The 19,818-nt window shown below is 35.2% G+C and carries 19 protein-coding genes and 2 pseudogenes; 19 read left to right on the forward strand and 2 right to left on the reverse strand.

From position 1 onward, the window contains the following. The first annotated feature begins 70 nt into the window (after positions 1-70). From pfkB to SPB_RS02080, 3 genes are read left to right on the forward strand one after another with little or no spacing between them, the layout of a single operon-like run. Positions 71-1,003 carry a 1-phosphofructokinase gene (pfkB, locus tag SPB_RS02070; RefSeq protein ID WP_003102531.1) on the forward strand — a complete coding sequence of 311 codons (933 nt, stop codon included), beginning with the start codon at positions 71-73 and terminating at the stop codon, positions 1,001-1,003. After that, entirely contained in the window at positions 993-2,387 is a 1,395-nt protein-coding gene (locus SPB_RS02075) for a PTS fructose transporter subunit IIC (protein WP_003105950.1), read from the forward strand. Before pfkB ends, SPB_RS02075 begins: the two co-directional genes overlap by 11 nt. Positions 2,388-2,389: 2 nt before the next feature. Further along, a complete protein-coding gene (locus tag SPB_RS02080; protein ID WP_003105009.1) occupies positions 2,390-2,836 on the forward strand; it encodes a fructose PTS transporter subunit IIA in 447 nt (148 codons plus the stop codon). A 117-nt stretch (positions 2,837-2,953) separates the two neighbouring features. Here the strand turns inward: SPB_RS02080 and SPB_RS02085 are convergent, their stop codons facing one another. Further along, positions 2,954-3,727: a DeoR/GlpR family DNA-binding transcription regulator gene (locus tag SPB_RS02085; RefSeq protein ID WP_003102880.1), complete on the reverse strand. Its 774-nt coding sequence runs from the start codon at positions 3,725-3,727 to the stop codon at positions 2,954-2,956. Positions 3,728-4,172: 445 nt separating this feature from the next. On the opposite strand from SPB_RS02085, the gene lacA reads away from it, so the two are divergent. The 15 genes and pseudogenes from lacA (at position 4,173) to SPB_RS11625 (ending at position 17,361) form a co-directional block, all read left to right on the forward strand. Beyond that, positions 4,173-4,601, forward strand: a complete 429-nt coding sequence (gene lacA / locus SPB_RS02090) for a galactose-6-phosphate isomerase subunit LacA (RefSeq protein WP_003104037.1) — start codon at positions 4,173-4,175, stop codon at positions 4,599-4,601. Between the two features lie 34 nt (positions 4,602-4,635). Then, on the forward strand, positions 4,636-5,151 hold the full coding sequence (gene lacB, locus SPB_RS02095; RefSeq protein WP_003103590.1) for a galactose-6-phosphate isomerase subunit LacB: 516 nt from the start codon (positions 4,636-4,638) through the stop codon (positions 5,149-5,151). A gap of 47 nt (positions 5,152-5,198) precedes the next feature. Beyond that, the gene (locus SPB_RS02100) at positions 5,199-6,128 is read left to right on the forward strand and encodes a tagatose-6-phosphate kinase (protein WP_003104673.1); all 930 of its coding nucleotides are present in this window, start codon (positions 5,199-5,201) and stop codon (positions 6,126-6,128) included. A gap of 3 nt (positions 6,129-6,131) precedes the next feature. Further along, positions 6,132-7,115, forward strand: a complete 984-nt coding sequence (lacD, locus tag SPB_RS02105; protein ID WP_003106054.1) for a tagatose-bisphosphate aldolase — start codon at positions 6,132-6,134, stop codon at positions 7,113-7,115. 23 nt (positions 7,116-7,138) lie between these two features. Continuing rightward, complete coding sequence (locus tag SPB_RS02110) at positions 7,139-7,456, forward strand: PTS lactose/cellobiose transporter subunit IIA (RefSeq protein WP_003102345.1); 318 nt, start codon at positions 7,139-7,141, stop codon at positions 7,454-7,456. Further along, positions 7,456-9,153 (forward strand): lactose-specific PTS transporter subunit EIIC, encoded by a 1,698-nt coding sequence (locus tag SPB_RS02115; protein WP_003104270.1) that lies wholly within the window; start codon positions 7,456-7,458, stop codon positions 9,151-9,153. The genes SPB_RS02110 and SPB_RS02115 overlap by 1 nt, the downstream gene beginning before the upstream one ends. 72 nt (positions 9,154-9,225) lie before the next feature. After that, positions 9,226-10,632 (forward strand): 6-phospho-beta-galactosidase, encoded by a 1,407-nt coding sequence (lacG, locus tag SPB_RS02120; protein ID WP_003105049.1) that lies wholly within the window; start codon positions 9,226-9,228, stop codon positions 10,630-10,632. A gap of 91 nt (positions 10,633-10,723) precedes the next feature. Then, on the forward strand, positions 10,724-11,620 hold the full coding sequence (locus SPB_RS02125; protein ID WP_003105691.1) for an aldose 1-epimerase family protein: 897 nt from the start codon (positions 10,724-10,726) through the stop codon (positions 11,618-11,620). 374 nt (positions 11,621-11,994) lie between these two features. Next, positions 11,995-12,216, forward strand: a complete 222-nt coding sequence (locus SPB_RS02130; protein WP_037621107.1) for a helix-turn-helix domain-containing protein — start codon at positions 11,995-11,997, stop codon at positions 12,214-12,216. A 269-nt stretch (positions 12,217-12,485) separates the two neighbouring features. Then, positions 12,486-12,734, forward strand: a complete 249-nt coding sequence (locus tag SPB_RS02135) for a DUF3173 family protein (RefSeq protein WP_003106749.1) — start codon at positions 12,486-12,488, stop codon at positions 12,732-12,734. A gap of 2 nt (positions 12,735-12,736) precedes the next feature. Continuing rightward, positions 12,737-13,936 (forward strand): tyrosine-type recombinase/integrase, encoded by a 1,200-nt coding sequence (locus tag SPB_RS02140; protein WP_003105757.1) that lies wholly within the window; start codon positions 12,737-12,739, stop codon positions 13,934-13,936. Between the two features lie 295 nt (positions 13,937-14,231). After that, positions 14,232-14,594 (forward strand): hypothetical protein, encoded by a 363-nt coding sequence (locus SPB_RS02145; RefSeq protein ID WP_254655060.1) that lies wholly within the window; start codon positions 14,232-14,234, stop codon positions 14,592-14,594. Positions 14,595-14,740: 146 nt separating this feature from the next. Continuing rightward, positions 14,741-15,694 (forward strand): glycosyltransferase family 2 protein, encoded by a 954-nt coding sequence (locus tag SPB_RS02150; protein WP_003103510.1) that lies wholly within the window; start codon positions 14,741-14,743, stop codon positions 15,692-15,694. Between the two features lie 16 nt (positions 15,695-15,710). Further along, positions 15,711-16,157: pseudogene (locus tag SPB_RS02155) on the forward strand (GtrA family protein). 179 nt (positions 16,158-16,336) lie between these two features. Beyond that, positions 16,337-17,361, forward strand: a pseudogene (locus SPB_RS11625) (acyltransferase family protein). 13 nt (positions 17,362-17,374) lie between these two features. On the opposite strand, the gene SPB_RS02160 reads toward SPB_RS11625, so the two are convergent. After that, the gene (locus SPB_RS02160; RefSeq protein WP_003104919.1) at positions 17,375-18,748 is read right to left on the reverse strand and encodes a 6-phospho-beta-glucosidase; all 1,374 of its coding nucleotides are present in this window, start codon (positions 18,746-18,748) and stop codon (positions 17,375-17,377) included. Between the two features lie 169 nt (positions 18,749-18,917). On the opposite strand from SPB_RS02160, the gene SPB_RS02165 reads away from it, so the two are divergent. Continuing rightward, positions 18,918-19,802 carry a MurR/RpiR family transcriptional regulator gene (locus SPB_RS02165; protein ID WP_003103795.1) on the forward strand — a complete coding sequence of 295 codons (885 nt, stop codon included), beginning with the start codon at positions 18,918-18,920 and terminating at the stop codon, positions 19,800-19,802. The last annotated feature ends 16 nt before the right edge of the window (positions 19,803-19,818 follow it).

The following is a 19,818-nucleotide window of genomic DNA, read 5'->3' on the forward strand; positions in this document are numbered from 1 at the left end:
TATCAGAAAACCCTTACAAGTTATTTGTGTTATTTTAATGATAATAAAAAAATAAAAGAGTGGTGATCTTATGTCAGTCTATACTTGCACAATGAATTTAGCGATAGATATGTTCATTCAGACAGAAGATATGGAGGATAAAAAAGTTAATCGAACCATTTATGATGAGTTACAAGCAAATGGTAAAGGGGTTAACGTTTCAATCATTTTAAAAAAACTCGGTATTGATAGCACAGCTTTAGGATTTAAAGCTGGTTTTACAGGTAATTTTATCGAAGATGAGTTAAAAAAACAAGCTATTTTGTCAAATTTTGTCAAAGTAGATGGAACGACTAGGATAAATGTATTCACTCAGGTCATGTCAAAAAATCAGGAATTCAAATTGGTTAACCAGGGTCCAATTATATTAGAGGAATCCCAAGGAGAGCTATTAAAGCAATTTGAAGCCTTAAATCAAGATGACTTCTTGATTGTATCAGGAAGCTTGCCAAGAGGTGTCTCCTCAGAAATCTTTTTAAAGATTGGCCAAATTTGTCAAAAAAGAGGGATAAATCTCATTTATGATATCAGTGATTCAAAACTCATTGAATGTTTAGCCATTAAACCATATTTAATTAAGCCAAATGATGAAGAAATATCTGAATGGTTTCAACTAGAAAATCCTTCATTAAATGATTTAGTCGAAAAAGGAAAATTACTTCAAGAAAAAGGAGCGAAAAATGTTCTCATTTCATTGGGGGAAGAAGGATGTTTATTAATAAGTGACTCTGTCTATTTTGCTAATGCACCAAGTGGAACAGTTGTGAATACAGCTTGTGCGGGAGATACACTTTTGGGAACATTTCTTGCCAATAAATTGAAAGGACACTCTGAAATGGAATGCCTTGCTCAAGCAGTAGCAGCAGGCTCATCAACCGCCTTTCAACCAGGATTGACAGATTTTACTGATGTTGAATTATTAAGAAAACAAATTAAAATTAAGGAGATTACAGATGGCTTATAAAATTATTGCAGCAACTGGCTGTCCAACAGGAATTGCTCATACGTACATGGCTCAAGAGGCCCTAGAACAGGCTGCCAAAGATAATAATGTCTCTATAAAAGTTGAGACGCATGGACAAATAGGTGTGGAAAATCAACTGACACAAGAAGAAATTGCAAATGCAGATGCCGTTATTATAGCAGCAGATAAGGATGTTCAAGCAGAACGCTTTGCTGGTAAAAGAGTTATCAATGTATCAGTAGGAGAAGGTATCAAAAATGCTGATAAACTAGTGAAAGATGCTTTAGATGGCAAAGGTTTTATTCAAAAAGGCGATGTTACAGAAGACGTTGTTGACGAAAAGCAAGAACATCGTGAACATTTTGGTCGTCAAATTTATAAACATTTAATGAATGGCGTTTCTCACATGTTGCCATTTGTAGTAGCTGGTGGTGTGCTAGTTGCTGTATCTTTCTTGTTTGGTATTTTTTCTTTTGATCCTGAAAGTGACCAATATAACTGGTTTGCTGCTATGCTGAAAAATGATATCGGTGGTGTTGCAATGGGAATGATGACACCTGTTTTGGCGGCTTTTATTGCTGAATCCATTGCTAAACGACCAGGTTTTGTTGCCGGTCTAGTAGCTGGTTTCATGGCAGCGAATGGAGGCTCCGGTTTCTTAGGAGGTATTTTAGGCGGTTTTGCAGCGGGTTATATCGTTCTTGGTTTAATTAAACTTCTTAAGGGTCTCCCTAAATCATTAGACGGTTTGAAAGCAATCTTTTTATATCCTGTTATAAGCGTTTTTCTAACAGGATGTTTTATGGCACTGATAAATGCACCAATGGCTTGGGTTAATGAATCCATGATGTCATGGTTAGCCGGTTTTGAAAATGCTAATCCTCTTCTTCTTGGAATTATTATTGGTTGCATGAGTGCTTTTGATATGGGTGGACCTATCAATAAGGCTGCCTACGTAACAGGTACTGTTCTTCTTGGTCAAGGCAACACAACATTTATGGCAGGTGTATCAGCTGCTTGTATCGTACCACCATTGACAACATTCTTTGCAACTTTGTTCTTCCGTAAATATTACAGCGAAGAAGATAAAAACGCTGGACTTGCTAACTTGATTCTTGGGTCAACGCATATCACCGAAGGTGCTATTCCATTTGCTGCTAAAGATCCATTACGTAATCTCCCTATCTTAATGATTGGCTCTTCAATTGGTGCTGTATTGACATACCTTTGGAAAGTTCAAGTCCCTGCACCACATGGTGGCTTCTTGGTATTGCCTGTTGTGACACATGCAGCTCTTTGGGTTTTGGCAATCTTTATTGGAGCGGTTATATCTGGTCTACTTATGGGGTTTGTACAAAAGATAAAAAGCGATAAAGAGGTTTAAAAATGATTGATAAAAATTTAATTTGTGTAGATGTAGACATGCCACTAAAAAAAGATGTGTTTGCTTATCTTGCTGGTCTTGTTGTTGAAAATGGTTATGCAGATGATACTGATCAAGTTTATAAAAGTTTGTTATCTCGTGAAGAAGAAGGAACAACAGGCATGATGGATGGATTTGCAATTCCACATGCTAAAAGTCAAGCGGTCATAAAACCAGGTATTGCTGTTTTAAAACTAAAAAATGGAGTTGAGTGGGAGTCTATGGACGGTAAACTCATTGATTCTGTCATAGCCTTATTTATTCCAGAGACAGAAGTTGGTTCAACTCACCTGACTTATCTCTCGAAAATTGCTAGAATTCTTATGAAAAATGATTTTAAATATGACTTTCAAAAAGCCCATGAGATCGATGAGATTGAGATAGTCTTTAATAAATTCTTGGAAGTTTAGACATATTAAATCCCCCTGTATGACAGAGGGATTTAGTTTTACTATTTTGACTTATAAATGAAAAACACCTCTTAAAATAACTTAAGAAGTGCCTAGTTTATACTTTGAAATTTGTTATTACTTATCCGCAATAACGATTTTAGAGAATTTCTCGTATTTTTCTATAATATCTGTTGTCACATTTTTATCTGTCACAATTAAATCCATTCGTTCGAGTTGGTAGAAGTTGTAGAAGTCATAACTTTCAAACTTGGTACTATCAACTAGAAGGATTTTCTCAACAGAATTATTCAAGGCGACCCTTTGAACTTCTCCTTCGAGATCACTGTATGTAGCAATAGAATTATTATAAACAGCATTTGCACTGACAAAAGCTTTTGAAAATGTTAGTGATTCTAGGTTATTAATAGCAATAGACCCAACAAAAGCACCAGTAATTTCACGACACTCACCACCAATTAAAATCAAGTCAATAGTAGTGCTCGGATGTAAAATCAGAAAAACAGGAAGGCTATTTGTAATAACTCTTATATTCCTATTTTTCAATTCGACAGCTAGATGCTCTAAAGTTGTTCCTGGTCCAATAAAGACAGTTTCACCATCTTTAATAATGTCGTTAGCTCTTTGTGCGATTTGTTTTTTTTCGTTAGTTTGTAAAACTTTTTTTTCGATGTGTGTTTTCTCGTGACCTTCCTCTTTGGTAGAAGTGCTATCTAAAAATTGAGCACCTCCATGGGTTCTAATAAGTAATCCTTCATCTGCTAATGTATCAAGATCTCTTCTAGCAGTCATGTCAGACACGTTCATTTCATCGATAATATCTTTTACTTTAATAAAACCGTCAACTTTTAAGATATCGAGAATTTTTTCATGACGTTCTTTCTTTTTCATTCTTACCTCCTATCAGTTTCTTATGATATAACTATTAAAGGTATCATAACATAATAAAAACAGAAAAGGCAAACAAAACAAACAAAAAACATTGAAAAAAGCAAATACAAATAAAACTTAAAATGTTTTATATGAAACACTTACTATAAATAAGAAAGATAGAGTTAGTAGTGTTTTTTGATAATTCATAGCTTTAAATGTGAATTCCGATATGTGAATAAACACACAAAATATCAATTCTGAACCATTAAAACAAACAAAACAAACATCGATTGTTTATTTTTTAAAAAAATAAACAGAAAAGTGTTGACTTTTGTGTTGGATAGGTGTATTATAAGGTCATAGAAATAATGTAAGCGTTATTTCAAAAGATTTTGCAAATCGTTAATTAACTATCTACGTAGGTTTTCCACATTTACTTATTCTAAATCATAGGAGAAATAAAATGGCAATTATTATCGGTGCTGACAAAGCAGGTACAGAACTTAAAGAAGTTATCAAAGATTACCTTAAAGAAGGTAAATACGAAGTCGTTGATGTCAGTGAAAATGAAGTTCGTGACTTTGTTGATACAACTCTCGCTGTTGCAAAAGAAGTTAATGCATCCGAAGATAACTTGGGTATTGTAATTGATGCATATGGTGTTGGTTCTTTCATGGTGGCTACTAAAATTAAAGGAATGGTGGCAGCTGAAGTATCAGATGAGCGTTCAGCATACATGACAAGAGGACATAACAATTCTCGAATCATCACTCTTGGTTCTGAAATTAGTGCTCCAGGAATTGCAAAGAACATTGTCAAAGGCTTTGTTGAAGGTGAATATGATGGTGGGCGGCATCAAGTTCGTGTCGACATGCTTAATAAAATGTGCTAATTGATTGAAATAGGTTAAAACAAGGAGAACAAAAATGAAAATTGCTGTAGGTTGTGACCATATTGTTACTTATGAAAAAATCGCTGTTGTTGATTATTTGAAATCACAAGGTCATGAAATCATTGATTGCGGTACATACGATAATGTCCGCACACACTATCCAATCTTTGGTAAAAAAGTTGGTGAAGCAGTAGCAAGTGGTGAAGCAGAATTAGGTGTTGTTATCTGTGGTACTGGTGTTGGTATTACGAATGCTGTAAACAAAGTTCCTGGTATTCGTTCAGCACTCGTTAGAGATATGACATCTGCTATCTACTCAAAAGAAGAACTTAACGCAAACGTTATTGGTTTTGGTGGAAAAATCATTGGTGGTTTGTTGATGAATGATATTATCGATGCTTTCTTAGCGGCTGAATACAAACCAACTGAAGAAAATAAAAAATTGATTGAAAAAATTGATAGCTTGCAACATGCTAGCCAAGATCAAAATAACCCACACTTCTTTGATGAAATCCTAGAAAAATGGGACCGTGGTGAATATCACGACTAATATTTGAATAAATTACTATAGGGATATATAGAGAAAGAGGAGCTATTGTGATTTTAACAGTTACTTTAAATCCAGCTATTGACGTCTCCTACCCTTTGAATGAACTAAAATTCGATACTGTCAATCGAGTTGTAGACGTTACAAAGACACCCGGTGGTAAAGGCTTGAATGTTTCCCGAGTTCTTAATGAATTCGGTGAAACAGTCAAATCTACTGGTTGTATTGGTGGAGAAAGCGGTGATTTTATCATTAATCATCTTCCTGATTCGATTTTAAGTCGCTTCTATAAAATTTCAGGTGATACCAGAACATGTATAGCCATATTACACGAAGGTAATCAAACTGAGATTTTAGAAAAAGGACCGCTGGTAAGTGTAGATGAAATTGATGGCTTTACTAATCATTTCAAATATTTACTGAATGATGTTGACGTAGTGACAATGTCAGGCAGTCTGCCTGCTGGTATGCCAGATGATTACTATCAGAAGTTAATCGGTATTGCCAATCTTAATGGTAAGAAGACTGTTCTAGATTGTTCTGGAAATGCTTTAGAAGCAGTACTAAAAGGTGATAGTAAACCAACAGTTATCAAGCCTAATCTTGAAGAACTTTCTCAACTTCTTGGAAAAGAAATAACAAAAGATTTTGATGCCTTAAAAGAAGTCTTACAGGATAAGTTATTTGATGGAATTGAATGGATAATCGTTTCTCTTGGTGCTGATGGCGTATTTGCAAAGCACAAGGATACATTTTATAAAGTTGATATTCCTAAAATCCAAATTGTAAGCGCTGTAGGTTCAGGGGATTCTACGGTAGCAGGCATCGCTTCAGGTTTAGCGAATGATGAAGATGATCGAGCTTTATTAACAAAAGCAAATGTCTTAGGTATGTTAAATGCGCAGGAAAAAACAACTGGGCATGTTAACTTAGAAAATTACGATAAGTTATATCAATCTATTAAAGTCAAAGAGGTATAAAAAATGACAATTACTTTAACTGAAAACAAACGCAAAAGCATGGAAAAACTAAGTGTAGATGGTGTTATTTCTGCCTTAGCTTTTGACCAACGTGGAGCTCTCAAACGTATGATGGCTCAACATCAAACTGAAGAGCCAACAGTAGAACAAATCGAAGAACTTAAAAGTTTAGTTTCTGAAGAGCTTACACCATTTGCGTCATCAATTCTTCTTGATCCTGAATATGGCTTGCCAGCAAGTCGTGTACGTTCAGAAGAAGCAGGCTTGTTGTTGGCATATGAGAAAACAGGATACGATGCAACAACAACTAGTCGCTTACCTGATTGCTTAGATGTTTGGTCTGCAAAACGTATTAAAGAGGCTGGAGCAGAAGCGGTTAAGTTTCTTCTATATTATGATGTTGATGGAGATAAAGACGTCAATGAGCAGAAAAAAGCTTACATTGAACGTATTGGTTCTGAATGCCGAGCAGAAGATATTCCATTCTACCTAGAAATTCTAACTTATGATGAGAAAATCTCTGACAATGCTAGCCCTGAGTTTGCAAAAGTTAAAGCTCATAAAATTAATGAAGCAATGAAAGTCTTCTCAGAAGAACGCTTTGGTGTTGACGTCTTGAAAGTCGAAGTTCCAGTTAATATGAAATTTGTAGAAGGCTTTGCAGATGGTGAGGTTCTCTTTACAAAAGAAGAAGCAGCTCAAGCCTTCCGTGACCAAGAAGCTTCTACTGATTTACCATACATTTATTTGAGTGCTGGTGTTTCTGCTAAATTGTTCCAAGATACTTTGGAATTTGCAGCAGAATCAGGTGCTAAATTCAACGGTGTCTTGTGTGGACGTGCTACTTGGGCAGGTTCTGTAAAAGTCTATATCGAAGAAGGTCCAGAAGCAGCTCGTGAGTGGTTGCGTACAGAAGGTTTCAAAAATATTGACGAGTTAAACAAAGTACTAGATAAAACTGCAAGTCCTTGGACTGAAAAAATTTAACATTATTTTCGGAGGAAACTAGAATGAATAGAGAAGAAATTACTCTTTTAGGTTTTGAAATCGTAGCATATGCTGGAGATGCCCGTTCAAAATTCTTAGAAGCGCTTAAAGCAGCACAAGATGGGGATTATGCCAAAGCAGAAGAATTGATTGCTGCAGGTAGCGAATGCTTAAACGCTGCCCACAATGCTCAAACAAGTCTTCTACAAAAAGAAGCTGCGGGAGAAGATTTGGCATATAGTGTTACTCTTATGCATGGTCAAGATCATTTAATGACTACCATTTTATTACAAGATTTAATGAAACACATGATTGAACTTTATAAGAGAGGAGCAAAATAATGAATGGATTAATTGCTCAGATTGAGAAAGGGAAACCTTTCTTCGAGAAAATATCTCGTAACATCTATCTTCGTGCTATTCGTGATGGTTTCATCGCTGGAATGCCAGTCATCTTGTTTTCAAGTATCTTTATCTTGATTGCTTATGTTCCAAATGCATGGGGTTTCCACTGGAGCAAAGACATTGAGAATCTCTTGATGACGCCATACAATTACTCAATGGGTATTTTAGGCTTGTTTGTGGCTGGTACAACTGCGAAAGCATTAACCGATTCAATGAACCGTTCATTGCCTAGCACTAACCAGATTAACTTTATTTCAACCATGCTCGCTGCTATTGTAGGATTTCTACTTATGGCAGCTAATCCAGCAAAAGACGGTGGTTTCTTAACTGGATTTATGGGAACGAAAGGTTTGTTAACAGCCTTCATTGCAGCCTTTATCACCGTAAATGTCTATAAAGTCTGTGTGAAAAACAATGTTACAATCCGCATGCCTGAAGAGGTACCACCAAATATCTCTCAAGTATTTAAGGATTTGATTCCATTTACGTTATCAGTTGTACTACTTTATATCATTGAATTGATTGTTCATGCTACATTAGGCGTTAATGTTGCGGAGTCAATTGGTAAACTTCTTGCACCATTGTTCCAATCAGCAGATGGTTATGTTGGAATTACCATTATCTTCGGTGCATTTGCTTTCTTCTGGTTTGTTGGTATCCATGGACCTTCTATTGTTGAACCAGCCATTGCAGCGATTACTTACGCAAATGCTGAAACCAACCTTCAATTACTTCAAGCTGGTGAACATGCGGACAAGATCTTGACTTCAGGGACTCAAATGTTCATCGTTACCATGGGTGGTACAGGTGCAACACTTGTTGTTCCATTCATGTTCATGTGGTTAACAAAATCAAAACGTAACAAAGCAATTGGACGTGCATCAGTTGTTCCAACATTCTTCGGTGTTAACGAACCTATCTTGTTCGGTGCTCCACTTGTTTTGAACCCAATCTTCTTTATCCCATTTATCTTAGCACCAATTGTCAATGTATGGATTTTCAAATTCTTCATTGACACGCTTGGAATGAACAGTTTCACTGCAAACTTGCCTTGGACAACACCAGCTCCATTGGGTCTTATCCTTGGTACAAACTTTCAAGTGCTAGCATTCATTTTGGCAGCTTTGTTAATCGTAGTTGATGTCATCATCTACTACCCATTCTTGAAAGTATATGATGAGCAAATTCTTGCTGAAGAAGCAGCAGGTACGAATTCATCAGATGCGCTCAATAAAAAAGTAGCAGCAAACTTTGATACTAAAAAAGCTGATGCTATTCTGGAAAAATCAGCAGCTAAAGAAACTAAAGAAATCACTGATCAAACTAATGTTCTCGTTCTTTGTGCCGGTGGTGGTACAAGTGGTTTATTAGCAAATGCTTTGAATAAAGCAGCTAAAGAATATGGTGCACCTGTCACTGCAGCAGCAGGAAGTTATGGTGCTCACCGTGAGATTTTACCACAATATCAACTTGTTATCCTTGCACCTCAAGTAGCTTCTAACTATGAAGATATGAAAGTGGAAACTGATAAACTTGATATTAAATTAGCTAAAACAGAAGGGGCTCAATACATCAAATTGACTCGCGATGGTCAAGGTGCATTAGACTTCGTTAAAGAACAAATGGAAAAATAATATTTCGCTAGGGAAGGTTGGGGGAACTCAATCTTCCTTTATAGTGAAATGAAAATTTAGAAGAGGTATATCATGACTAAAACATTACCTACAGATTTTATTTTTGGTGGTGCTACAGCTGCTTATCAAGCTGAAGGTGCTACCCACACAGATGGCAAAGGGCCAGTAGCTTGGGATAAATACTTAGAAGACAACTATTGGTACACTGCTGAACCAGCAAGTGACTTTTACAATCGTTATCCAGTCGATTTGAAACTTAGTGAAGAATTTGGTGTCAACGGCATCCGTATTTCTATTGCCTGGTCTCGTATTTTTCCAACAGGAAAAGGAGAAGTCAACCCTAAAGGAGTAGAATACTACCACAATCTCTTTGAAGAGTGTCATAAGCGTCATGTTGAGCCTTTTGTTACACTTCACCATTTTGATACACCAGAAGCTCTCCACTCGGATGGTGATTTCCTCAATCGTGAGAACATTGAACATTTTGTAAATTATGCAGAATTCTGTTTTAAAGAATTCTCAGAAGTTAACTATTGGACAACATTTAACGAAATTGGGCCTATTGGAGATGGCCAATACTTGGTTGGTAAATTCCCTCCAGGTATTCAATACGATCTTGCTAAAGTTTTCCAATCACACCATAACATGATGGTCTCTCATGCTCGTGCAGTAAAACTCTTTAAAGACGGCGGTTATTCAGGCGAAATTGGTGTTGTCCATGCTCTTCCAACTAAGTATCCATTTGACGCTAACAATCCTGACGATGTTAGAGCAGCTGAACTTGAAGATATTATCCATAATAAATTTATTCTTGATGCAACTTATCTTGGTAAGTATTCAGATAAAACAATGGAAGGTGTTAACCATATCCTTGAGGTGAATGGTGGTGAACTTGATCTTCGTGAAGAAGATTTTGTAGCACTGGATGCCGCAAAAGATTTAAATGATTTCCTTGGTATTAACTACTATATGAGTGATTGGATGCAAGCTTTTGATGGTGAGACTGAAATCATTCACAATGGTAAGGGTGAAAAAGGCAGCTCTAAATATCAAATTAAAGGTGTTGGACGTCGTGAAGCTCCAGTAGATGTGCCTAAAACTGACTGGGACTGGATTATTTTCCCTCAAGGTCTTTATGACCAAATCATGCGTGTCAAAGCAGATTATCCAAACTATAAGAAGATTTATATAACAGAGAATGGTCTTGGCTATAAAGATGAGTTTGTAGATAATACAGTCTGTGATGATGGTCGTATCGATTATGTGAAAAAACACCTAGAAGTTATTTCTGATGCGATTGCAGATAGTGCAAATGTTAAAGGATACTTTATGTGGTCATTAATGGATGTCTTCTCATGGTCAAATGGCTATGAAAAACGCTACGGTCTCTTTTATGTCGACTTTGAAACTCAAGAACGTTATCCTAAGAAGAGTGCCTACTGGTATAAAAAAGTGGCAGAAACTCAAGTGATTGAATGATTTTGTAGATACTTCTTTAATACATTTTTACACAAAATAAGAGTGTTGGTGAGCGCACTAACGCTCTTGTTTTGTTTATAGGGAGAATAAAATGGTAATTGAATTAACAAATAAAGATTTAACAGTACAGTTTAAAGAATTTGGCGGTGCACTTTCTTCTATTAAAGATAGTGAAGGGATAGAATATTTATGGCAAGGAGATCCAGAATATTGGAGCGGTCAAGCACCTGTTCTCTTTCCAATTTGTGGTAGTTTAAGAAATGATATTGGCTTTTTCAAAAATGAAGACGGATCTTTTCATAAAGGACAGATTCCTCGTCATGGTTTAGTCCGAAAAGAAGTCTTTACTTTTGAACAAATCTCAGAAAATAGTTTTTCATTTACAATTACGCCGAATCAAAGCACGGTAGCCAATTATCCTTATGATTTTGAATTAAAAATTGTCTACACTTTGAATGGCAAAACAATTCGAACAGAGTATCAAGTAACAAATCATGAAGTTGTTAAAAAAATGCCATTCTTTATTGGTGGTCATCCTGGGTTTAATTGCCCAATAGTTAATGATGATCAGTATGAAGATTATTATTTAGAATTTGAAAAAGAGGAGACGTGTTCAATTCCTAAAGCTTTTCCTGAAACAGGCTTGTTAGATGTGCAGAACCGTACTGCTTTCCTAAATCAACAAAAAACTATTGATTTAGATTATTCACTTTTTGCTTATGACGCTCTAACTTTAGATGATATTCAGTCAAGAAGCGTCTCACTTCGTTCAAAAAAACACGATAAAGGATTGACATTAGATTTCTCTGATTTTCCGAATTTAATTCTTTGGTCAACAATAAATAAAAGTCCGTTTATTGCCTTAGAACCTTGGAGCGGCCTCTCTACATCTTTGGAGGAAAACGACACGGTGGAGGATAAGCGATTAATAAGTTTTGTTAATCCTGGTGAAACAGTAGTCAAATCATTTGATATTACAATACTATAGAAGCTAATAAAGAAGAGTTTTTAATTCAAAAGGCAGAAATGTCTTTTGAATTATTTTATAGAGAGGGTGTATGATTCATGTTAATGTCCGTATTATGTTTGGATAATAGTCTAATGAAAAATAAATTTAGTCACGTTTGTAAATTCACAACGAAGAAGATCTATTGAGTGTTATTTTTTTATTTTAAAAAATCTGAAAATTTATGTTAATTCATATTTTCGCAACAATATACTAATCAATTTTTCATTTGAATTACTAGAAAATAGTTGTGATTTGAATTTAAAAGTCTACAAATTAAGTACCGCTGTCCAAATAGGACAATTTTAAAGAATACGTCTAAAAATATCCTATACTTTTTTATAGGAGAAAGCTAGATGTACCAACGTATAAGAGATTTGAGAGAGGATAATGACCTAACTCAAAAAGAAGTTGCTAGCATTCTTTCCTTTACTCATTCTGCTTATGCGAAAATAGAAAGGGGGGAAAGAATACTGTCTGCGGAAGTCTTAATAAAAATTTCAAATCTTTATGATGTTAATGTTGATTATCTATTAGGTCTTACGGATTTGCCTTATAGGTATCCATCAAAAAAATAGTCTCTCCTTGATTTGTTCATTGACAATTGAATAAACCGAGGTGGGACTTTCTTATTTGTTGAGCATTTTAGTCTGATACGCTGTGACAGGAGCGATAACTATTAGCTATAAAATAGAATGGTCCTCTATCTGCCATGACTACAAATAAGGATAATGATACTTCTGACCGTTCAGGCTGCCAGCGAAAAAGGACAGCGGGTGAAATGCCCATGAGTGATTTAACCAGTCATACCCACGGAGGAAATAATTTTTTTGACAGGAGTGGAGGTATGAAAACAGTAACATATAAAAACTTAATGAATATTGGTTTTCCGGAACAAACGGCAAGAAATATTATTAGAGAAGCAAAAAGAATAGCAGTAAAAAAGTTTGAAGAAGCTCGCAAAGTTGACCATAATGCGGTACAATTGAGTAAATCGCCCTTTGACAATAGAAGACTTGGTATTGCTCCTAAAGATATAGTAGAAGAGTTAATCGGAATTTCACTCTCTGAAGAAAGTTTAGAAAGTGAGAATTAAAGATGGCTACGAAAAATCAGAAAAAGTACAAAGGTGTTTATTGTGATAAGAATGGCAAGATATTTTATCAGGCTGATCTTGGTATTGATCCAGTAACAGGTAAACGAGTTCAAAAGAAAGCTAGAAAGAATCAGTATGGTAAACCATTTAGTACAATGAAAGAAGCGTATGATGAACTAGTCCGAATTAGATATGAGTTTAATAATAATCTTCGTATTGAAAATTACAATATAACATTTGAAAGTTACATGAATAGCATTTATCTAAGAGCCTATAAGCAAAAGGTTCAGGCTGTAACTTATAAAACTGCATTGCCACATCACAAGTTATTTATTCAGTATTTTGGCTCCAAACTTTTAAAAGGCATAACAGTTAGAGATTGTGAGTCTTTTAGATTGCACATCATTGAACATTATTCTAAAAATTATGCAAAGAATTTATGGTCACGATTTAAGGCTTGTATGGGATATGCTGAGAGATTAGGATATATTTCATCAATGCCATGCAAGGCATTAGATAACCCTAGAGGCAAGCACCCTGATACTCCATTTTGGACTTATGTTGAGTTTCAGAACTTTATTAAATCATTTGATTTACAAGATTACGAAGAGTTACAGAGATTTACAACTATTTGGTTATATTATATGACAGGTGTTCGTGTGAGTGAAGGTTTATCATTATGGTGGGAAGACGTAGATTTTGAACACAAATTCCTGAAAGTACATACAACCTTGGAAAAGGATGAAAATGGGAAGTGGTATCGTAAAGACCAAACCAAAACATCAGCAGGAGAACGTCTCATTGAATTAGATGATGTGACACTATCAGTATTGGAAAATTGGCGAAAAAATCAAGTTGCCAATCAAGATACAGATTTCATTATTTCACGTTTTGGTGAACCGTTTTGTAAATCAACAATCTGTCGAATTATCAAGAGAAAAGCTCAAGAAGTTGGAGTACCGGTGATAACAGGAAAAGGTTTGAGACACAGTCATGCTTCTTATCTCATAAATGTTTTACAAAAAGATATTTTATATGTAGCAAGACGAATGGGACATGCTGATAAATCTACAACCTTGAATACATATAGTCACTGGTTTAATGCATTAGATAAAACAGTGTCTGAAGAAATTACTCAAAATGTAATTAGTGCAGGACTAGATTCAATTTTATGCCAAAATTCCTGCCAAAGGCAGAGTTAGGGCTAAAAAGCCTATTGTATCGTCCATAGAGTAACGTATATTATTGTTACACTTAAATAATAGTGTGACTATGCAAATAGCCTAACAAATAAAAAACCACTGAGGAGACTCAGTGGTTTTTTCTATTAAATTATACTCAAGACAGCTAAATCTTGTTTATCCATTATCGTGGTTGTATAATTAAGAAAACGAAGATGAAGGTTTGAATTTGGCTTTTAATTGGATAAATGGCTTTAATTCTATTGTTATCATATTGTTGATGATTCCAAATATACATTATGCTAAGAATTATCAAATGAGTAATAAACTAACCAAAGTTCCACCTAAGTGGATTACGATTTTGGAACAAATTGGCAGATATGGTTGTATGATATTGATGGTTTTACCAATTTTTGTATGGGAGTTTAGATTATATTACAGGGGTACTATTATACTTTATGTAACTTATGAATTATGCTTATTGCTCGTCTATTATTACTTTTGGTCATCATATCTGAAACAAAAGCAACTTAAGAGTGCAATTACTCTAGCTATTATTCCAACTTTAATCTTTCTCTTATCTGGGATGGTCTTTGGTCATACCTTATTAATTATTGCTGCATCGATTTCTGGATTTGCCCATATACTTATTACTTTGAATACTCATTTAAATGATTAATGAACATCTCGCTGATTATATCTTCAGTGAGAGTTTTTTATTTTGAAAAGTGGGATCTAACTCCAAAGTTTATCATAATTTATTAATTATGGTAAAATACAATAAGGTTTAGATAATTAACAAGACTAATTATATAGGGAATATAGATGATAATAAAAAAACATTTGCTATCAATCGTTGTACCATGTTATAACGAGGAAGATACAATAAAACTTTTTTTAGCTGAAGCACATCGAGTTGAATTACAATTAGGTAATCAACTTGATTTTGAATACATTTTTATCAATGATGGCTCCAAGGATAACACGCTTAATGTTTTAAAAGAAATAAGCAACTACAATTCAAATGTTCATTATTTATCATTTTCACGTAATTTTGGTAAAGAAAGTGCCATGTTGGCAGGGTTAGAGCATGCTCGTGGTGATTTTATCACTGTTATGGACGCAGACTTACAAGACCCTCCTGAATTATTAATTGCAATGTATGACAAAATTCAAGAAGGGTATGATGTTGTAGGCACTCGTCGCAAAAATCGTGAGGGTGAGCCACCAATAAGAACATTTTTTTCTAAACTATTTTATAAGGTTATTAATATCATTTCGGATACAAAGATTGTCGACGGGGCAAGAGATTACCGTTTAATGACGAAACAGGTGGTCGACAGTATTCTAGAAATGGGAGAGGTTAACCGTTTTTCAAAAGGTATTTTTGCTTGGGTCGGCTATGACACCTATTATATTCCATATGAAAATAGAGAGCGGGTTGCTGGAGAATCATCCTGGAATTTTTGGCAGTTAGTTCGTTACTCATTAGAAGGCTATATTAATTTTTCAGAGGCTTTACTTAGTATTGCGACATACAGTGGTATACTTTCATTTATAGCTTCAATCTTTGGAATTCTATTTGTCGTTATCCGTAAGTTAACAGTCGGTGGTAGTGTAAATGGATGGGCTAGTATGATTGTGGTGATTTTATTTATTGGTGGCCTACAATTACTTTGTTTGGGGATATTGGGCAAATACGTTGCGAAAATATTTTTGGAAACCAAGAAGCGACCAGTCTATATTGTAAAAGAGACTGATTTATATACGGATCTATAATATGTAAAGGAAAAAAATACATACTAAATTACAAAAATTACTTCATAATGAAGTTATCTCCTACCTAATTTTTGGTATTCTGACTACGATCGTTTATATCATTAGCCGTCTTATTATTTTTCATTTTTAACAGGATGCGACTGTTTCGGCTGGTTTGGTTAATATTATTGCTTTAATCTTTGCTTTTGTGACAAATGATACAATTGATACAATTGTTTTTAAGCAGGTTAGTAGAGGGTGGGCTCCACGTTTTGTTAAATTTGTGCTTGCTAGATTAGTTACACTTGTATTGGATGTTCTTTTAGCCTTTATCTTTGTTGATCCATTTCCACATATTATTGGTCAATTTGTAAATGATAGTCCCAAACTAATTAATTCAATTGAAACATTAGTTGGTCAGGTACTGATTATTGTTTTGAACTATATTCTCAGTCAATTATTTGTTTTTCGAGATAGAAAATAAATTAAAAAACACACTGCTGTTTAGTAGTGTGTTTTTTATTACAATTCAGGCTCTATTTTTACCGTTTAGGATAGATGGGATGAGTTCTCAAAATTTCTGATAAAATCATTTCTAAGAAATTATTTGTCAGGAGTTTTTTTGTATGCAAATAGTGATGATATTTTTAATCAAGGAATCTTATGGTCAAAACTAGGTCATCCTATAATTTTGCCTTGCTTTCTTGTTTGCAGTATATTTTTTCTATTTTGGTGATGGTGGTTCATAGTGGTCGTTTGTTTGAGAGCGATAGCCTGCATTTCATTTTTAAAAGCTTTTTTGGTCGGATGGCAGTCCCCTATTTTCTTATTTGCACCGCTTTTTTTCTAAGGGAAAAGGAACGAAGTGGTGGGTCTTGTCAACTCTATTTTAAGGGGCTAATAAAGAAATATGTTGGGTGGTCTTTGCTTTATTTGCCTTTAGCATTTCTATTCTTTGAGCACTTGAACTTATCTTACTGATTTATGTTGCCCACTTTGCTTGTTGGTTTTCTTTATCTCGGTTTTTCTCATACCCTCTGGTATATTCCTGCATTATTTTTGGGCTGGCATTTTTTACACTTACTATGTCGGCGACTCGGTCAAGGAAAAACTTTAGTAACTATCATCGCTTTATATGTTTTGGGCACTTATGAGACCTATTCCGCCTTATTTACGGGTCAGCTTATTGAGACATATATGGCCAAGTATTTTGCCATTTTTCAAACGACTAGAAATGGCCTCTTTTTTGTCCCCATTTTCCTATTTTTGGGAATCTTGCTCTATGACAGATTTGACCACAAATCTTTCTCGAAAGCCACGATATTAAAGACTGTAATATTCTTGTCGCTCTTAGGTCTAGAGTACCTCTTTATCTTCTATCATCAGGGACGGGACAAAAACTTCTTTCTAAGTGCACCAGTCTTTATTTCCTTTTTATTCAATCTCAGCATTCGTTCTCGCTTTTGGAAAAATCGTGACCTGTCATATCTAAAAGTGCTGAGTAGCTATTATTTTTTCATCTACCCATGTACATCCAACTGACGAGCTATATGATGAGTAAAAGTGACTATAGCATTTATGATCAGGGAAAATTCATTTTCCTAGTCACCCTGATACTGACGCATTTGTCTTCAATTGTATTGATCAAGCTAGTCAATCGGCATAAAAAATACCCCACTAGATGCTAATGGAGTAAAAGTATTACATGTCACACATTTTTTTGACTTTGTCATCTTTGATAGTAATACCTTCTTTTTCAAGACGTTCAATGGTATCAGCAAACTGAGGTAAATACTCTTTATGGGCAATGAAAAGTTCATCCATAGCTTGTTTGGCACGAGCTCCTGAGGGAATTAGTGGATTGATCGTGATAGCTTGTAATGCTGTTCCATAGTCTCCAGTAACAGCCGCTTCAATGGTTAATAGTTCCATAGCTTTCATGACTTGTAACCAACCACGTTCGGCAGTTGGCAGAGGACCGAAAGCAACTGCACGAGCTCCTTGAGCACCAAGATAAGCAGTAACTTCAACAGCACAATCAGCTGGTAGATCAGGTACTGCACCATTATTTTGTGTAGAGACAACAATTTCAGTGTTTTTATTAGCATAAATAGAAGCAATTGTTTCACATGCTGCATCAGAGTAGTGAGCACCGCCACGTTCTTCTAATTCTTTGGGTTTGTAGTTGAGTTCTGGGTTACGATATAATTCAAAAAGACTTTCTTCAAGGGCACGGACTTGCTCAGCACGGGTACCGTTTTCTTTAAATTCTTTGATGCCGTGTGCCAACATTTCATCAAAACGATAATAGTAGTTATGATAGCCACAAGGTATCATTTTCATTTGTTGTAATTGTTCTTTAAAGAATGGTATATCGAAAATGTTTTTTGGCAAACCATTACTTTCTTCATAAAGCATATCAATGATTTGCATGGTTACATCGTTACCGTTATTATCTGCGACACGGTGCCAGTGGAAGTGGTTGACCCCTGCAAATTTATGAATCAGGTCTTCCTCGCTCAAGCCTAACATTTGTGATTCACCCATTTTAGCCATTACGGGAACATTACAAAGTCCAACAACTTTATCCCAATTCCCATTGCGGAGAACTGCTTCAGTAACCATTCCGGCTGGATTGGCAAAGTTGATTAACCAGGCGTTTGGACAGAGACGTTTCATATCTTCAACAATTTCCAAAACAATTGGAATAGTTCGGAAAGCTTTAAAAATCCCACCATGGCCATTGGTTTCTTGTCCTAGCATGCCGTATGAAAAGGGAATGCGTTCGTCTTTTATTCGAGCATCTAACTGTCCAACACGGAATTGTGTGGTTACAAAATCAGCATCTTTGAGGGCTTCTTCACGATTGAGAGTTAAGTATACTTTAACATCGTAAGGACTTGCATCCCACATCCGTTGTGCCATAGCACCAACAATTTCTTGTTTTTCTTTGCCTTCTTCTACATCAACTAACCAGATTTCACTGATTGGCAGTTGGTCGTATCGTTTGATAAAACCTTCCATTAATTCAGGGGTATAAGAGCTTCCGCCACCAATAGTTGCTATTTTAACCATTTGTTTTTTCCTTCTTTCTTAATCTTTAATTTGAGTATACGATTTTGAAAATTTTAAACAAGAGATATAGAATCATTTAAAAACTTGTTTACAAATTTTTTCGTTTTTTAGGTGATTTTTGAAAATATTTTTGCTAAAGTTAAGATAAAGTTTCCACAGGGAGGACATTATGCTCATCAAAGAAGAATTGGAATCTTATACTTTTTCGCAGGCAGAAGCTGTTGCCGTCAGATATATTATCGATCATGTAGAACAACTAGAAAAAATTAGCATACAAGCCTTGGCTAAAGAATCCTTTACGCAACCTTCAACAATAGTCAGAATAGCCAAAAAGCTCGGTTTCAAGGGCTGGGTTGATTTTAAACATGCTTACCTTGAGGAACATCGCTATCTGACTAGTCAGTTCACGAAAGTGGATTCTAACATTCCTTTTAAGGCTAAGGATAATGTGATGACACTTGCTGCAAAGATTGCTTCGCTGGAAAAGTCAACTATTGATGATCTCATATCTTTACTTCATCACGATGATTTGTCCCAAGCAAAGCAAATACTTAATGCAAATAAAACCATATATCTTTTTGGTCAAAATGCTAATATTTTACTGGCCCAAGATTTTGCCTTAAAAATGCGTAGACTAGGTAAATTAATTCATATAGTTACAACTGCAGGTGAGGAGAAGTATGAAGCTTATAATATTCCGCAAGATTCGGTGGCAATCTTAATTTCTACATCAGGTGAAACGCCAATGATTCTTGAAATTAATGAAATACTGGCTAAGCGAAAGATTAAACGGATTGGGATAACTAGTATAGGAAATAATACTTTATCTCAGTCAGTTGATCTTTTTCTTCCCATCACAACACGCGAAAAACTCTTTTCTAAAATCGGAAATTTCACGACAAATATTTCAATCCATGTCTTGCTTGATATTCTTTATGGGCTTGCTTTTTCAAGTGCTTATGATGAAAATTTGAATCATTTAAAGACATCTGGACAATTAATTGATCGAAGATTTTCTGCTACAGAGTTGATGGAGGAAGAAAAAGAGGACTAAGCATTGTAATTAGTGG

The sequence above is a fragment of the Streptococcus parauberis NCFD 2020 genome (genome assembly GCF_000187935.1).
Taxonomy (GTDB): domain Bacteria; phylum Bacillota; class Bacilli; order Lactobacillales; family Streptococcaceae; genus Streptococcus; species Streptococcus parauberis.

Excerpts from the sequence above, each read along its gene's own strand:
- pfkB (WP_003102531.1), top strand. The coding sequence starts at position 71 with ATGTCAGTCTATACTTGCACAATGAATTTAGCGATAGATATGTTCATT.
- SPB_RS02075 (WP_003105950.1), top strand. The coding sequence starts at position 993 with ATGGCTTATAAAATTATTGCAGCAACTGGCTGTCCAACAGGAATTGCT.
- SPB_RS02080 (WP_003105009.1), top strand. The coding sequence starts at position 2,390 with ATGATTGATAAAAATTTAATTTGTGTAGATGTAGACATGCCACTAAAA.
- SPB_RS02085 (WP_003102880.1), bottom strand. The coding sequence starts at position 3,727 with ATGAAAAAGAAAGAACGTCATGAAAAAATTCTCGATATCTTAAAAGTT.
- lacA (WP_003104037.1), top strand. The coding sequence starts at position 4,173 with ATGGCAATTATTATCGGTGCTGACAAAGCAGGTACAGAACTTAAAGAA.
- lacB (WP_003103590.1), top strand. The coding sequence starts at position 4,636 with ATGAAAATTGCTGTAGGTTGTGACCATATTGTTACTTATGAAAAAATC.
- lacD (WP_003106054.1), top strand. The coding sequence starts at position 6,132 with ATGACAATTACTTTAACTGAAAACAAACGCAAAAGCATGGAAAAACTA.
- SPB_RS02110 (WP_003102345.1), top strand. The coding sequence starts at position 7,139 with ATGAATAGAGAAGAAATTACTCTTTTAGGTTTTGAAATCGTAGCATAT.
- SPB_RS02115 (WP_003104270.1), top strand. The coding sequence starts at position 7,456 with ATGAATGGATTAATTGCTCAGATTGAGAAAGGGAAACCTTTCTTCGAG.
- lacG (WP_003105049.1), top strand. The coding sequence starts at position 9,226 with ATGACTAAAACATTACCTACAGATTTTATTTTTGGTGGTGCTACAGCT.
- SPB_RS02125 (WP_003105691.1), top strand. The coding sequence starts at position 10,724 with ATGGTAATTGAATTAACAAATAAAGATTTAACAGTACAGTTTAAAGAA.
- SPB_RS02130 (WP_037621107.1), top strand. The coding sequence starts at position 11,995 with ATGTACCAACGTATAAGAGATTTGAGAGAGGATAATGACCTAACTCAA.
- SPB_RS02135 (WP_003106749.1), top strand. The coding sequence starts at position 12,486 with ATGAAAACAGTAACATATAAAAACTTAATGAATATTGGTTTTCCGGAA.
- SPB_RS02140 (WP_003105757.1), top strand. The coding sequence starts at position 12,737 with ATGGCTACGAAAAATCAGAAAAAGTACAAAGGTGTTTATTGTGATAAG.
- SPB_RS02145 (WP_254655060.1), top strand. The coding sequence starts at position 14,232 with ATGAGTAATAAACTAACCAAAGTTCCACCTAAGTGGATTACGATTTTG.
- SPB_RS02150 (WP_003103510.1), top strand. The coding sequence starts at position 14,741 with ATGATAATAAAAAAACATTTGCTATCAATCGTTGTACCATGTTATAAC.
- SPB_RS02160 (WP_003104919.1), bottom strand. The coding sequence starts at position 18,748 with ATGGTTAAAATAGCAACTATTGGTGGCGGAAGCTCTTATACCCCTGAA.
- SPB_RS02165 (WP_003103795.1), top strand. The coding sequence starts at position 18,918 with ATGCTCATCAAAGAAGAATTGGAATCTTATACTTTTTCGCAGGCAGAA.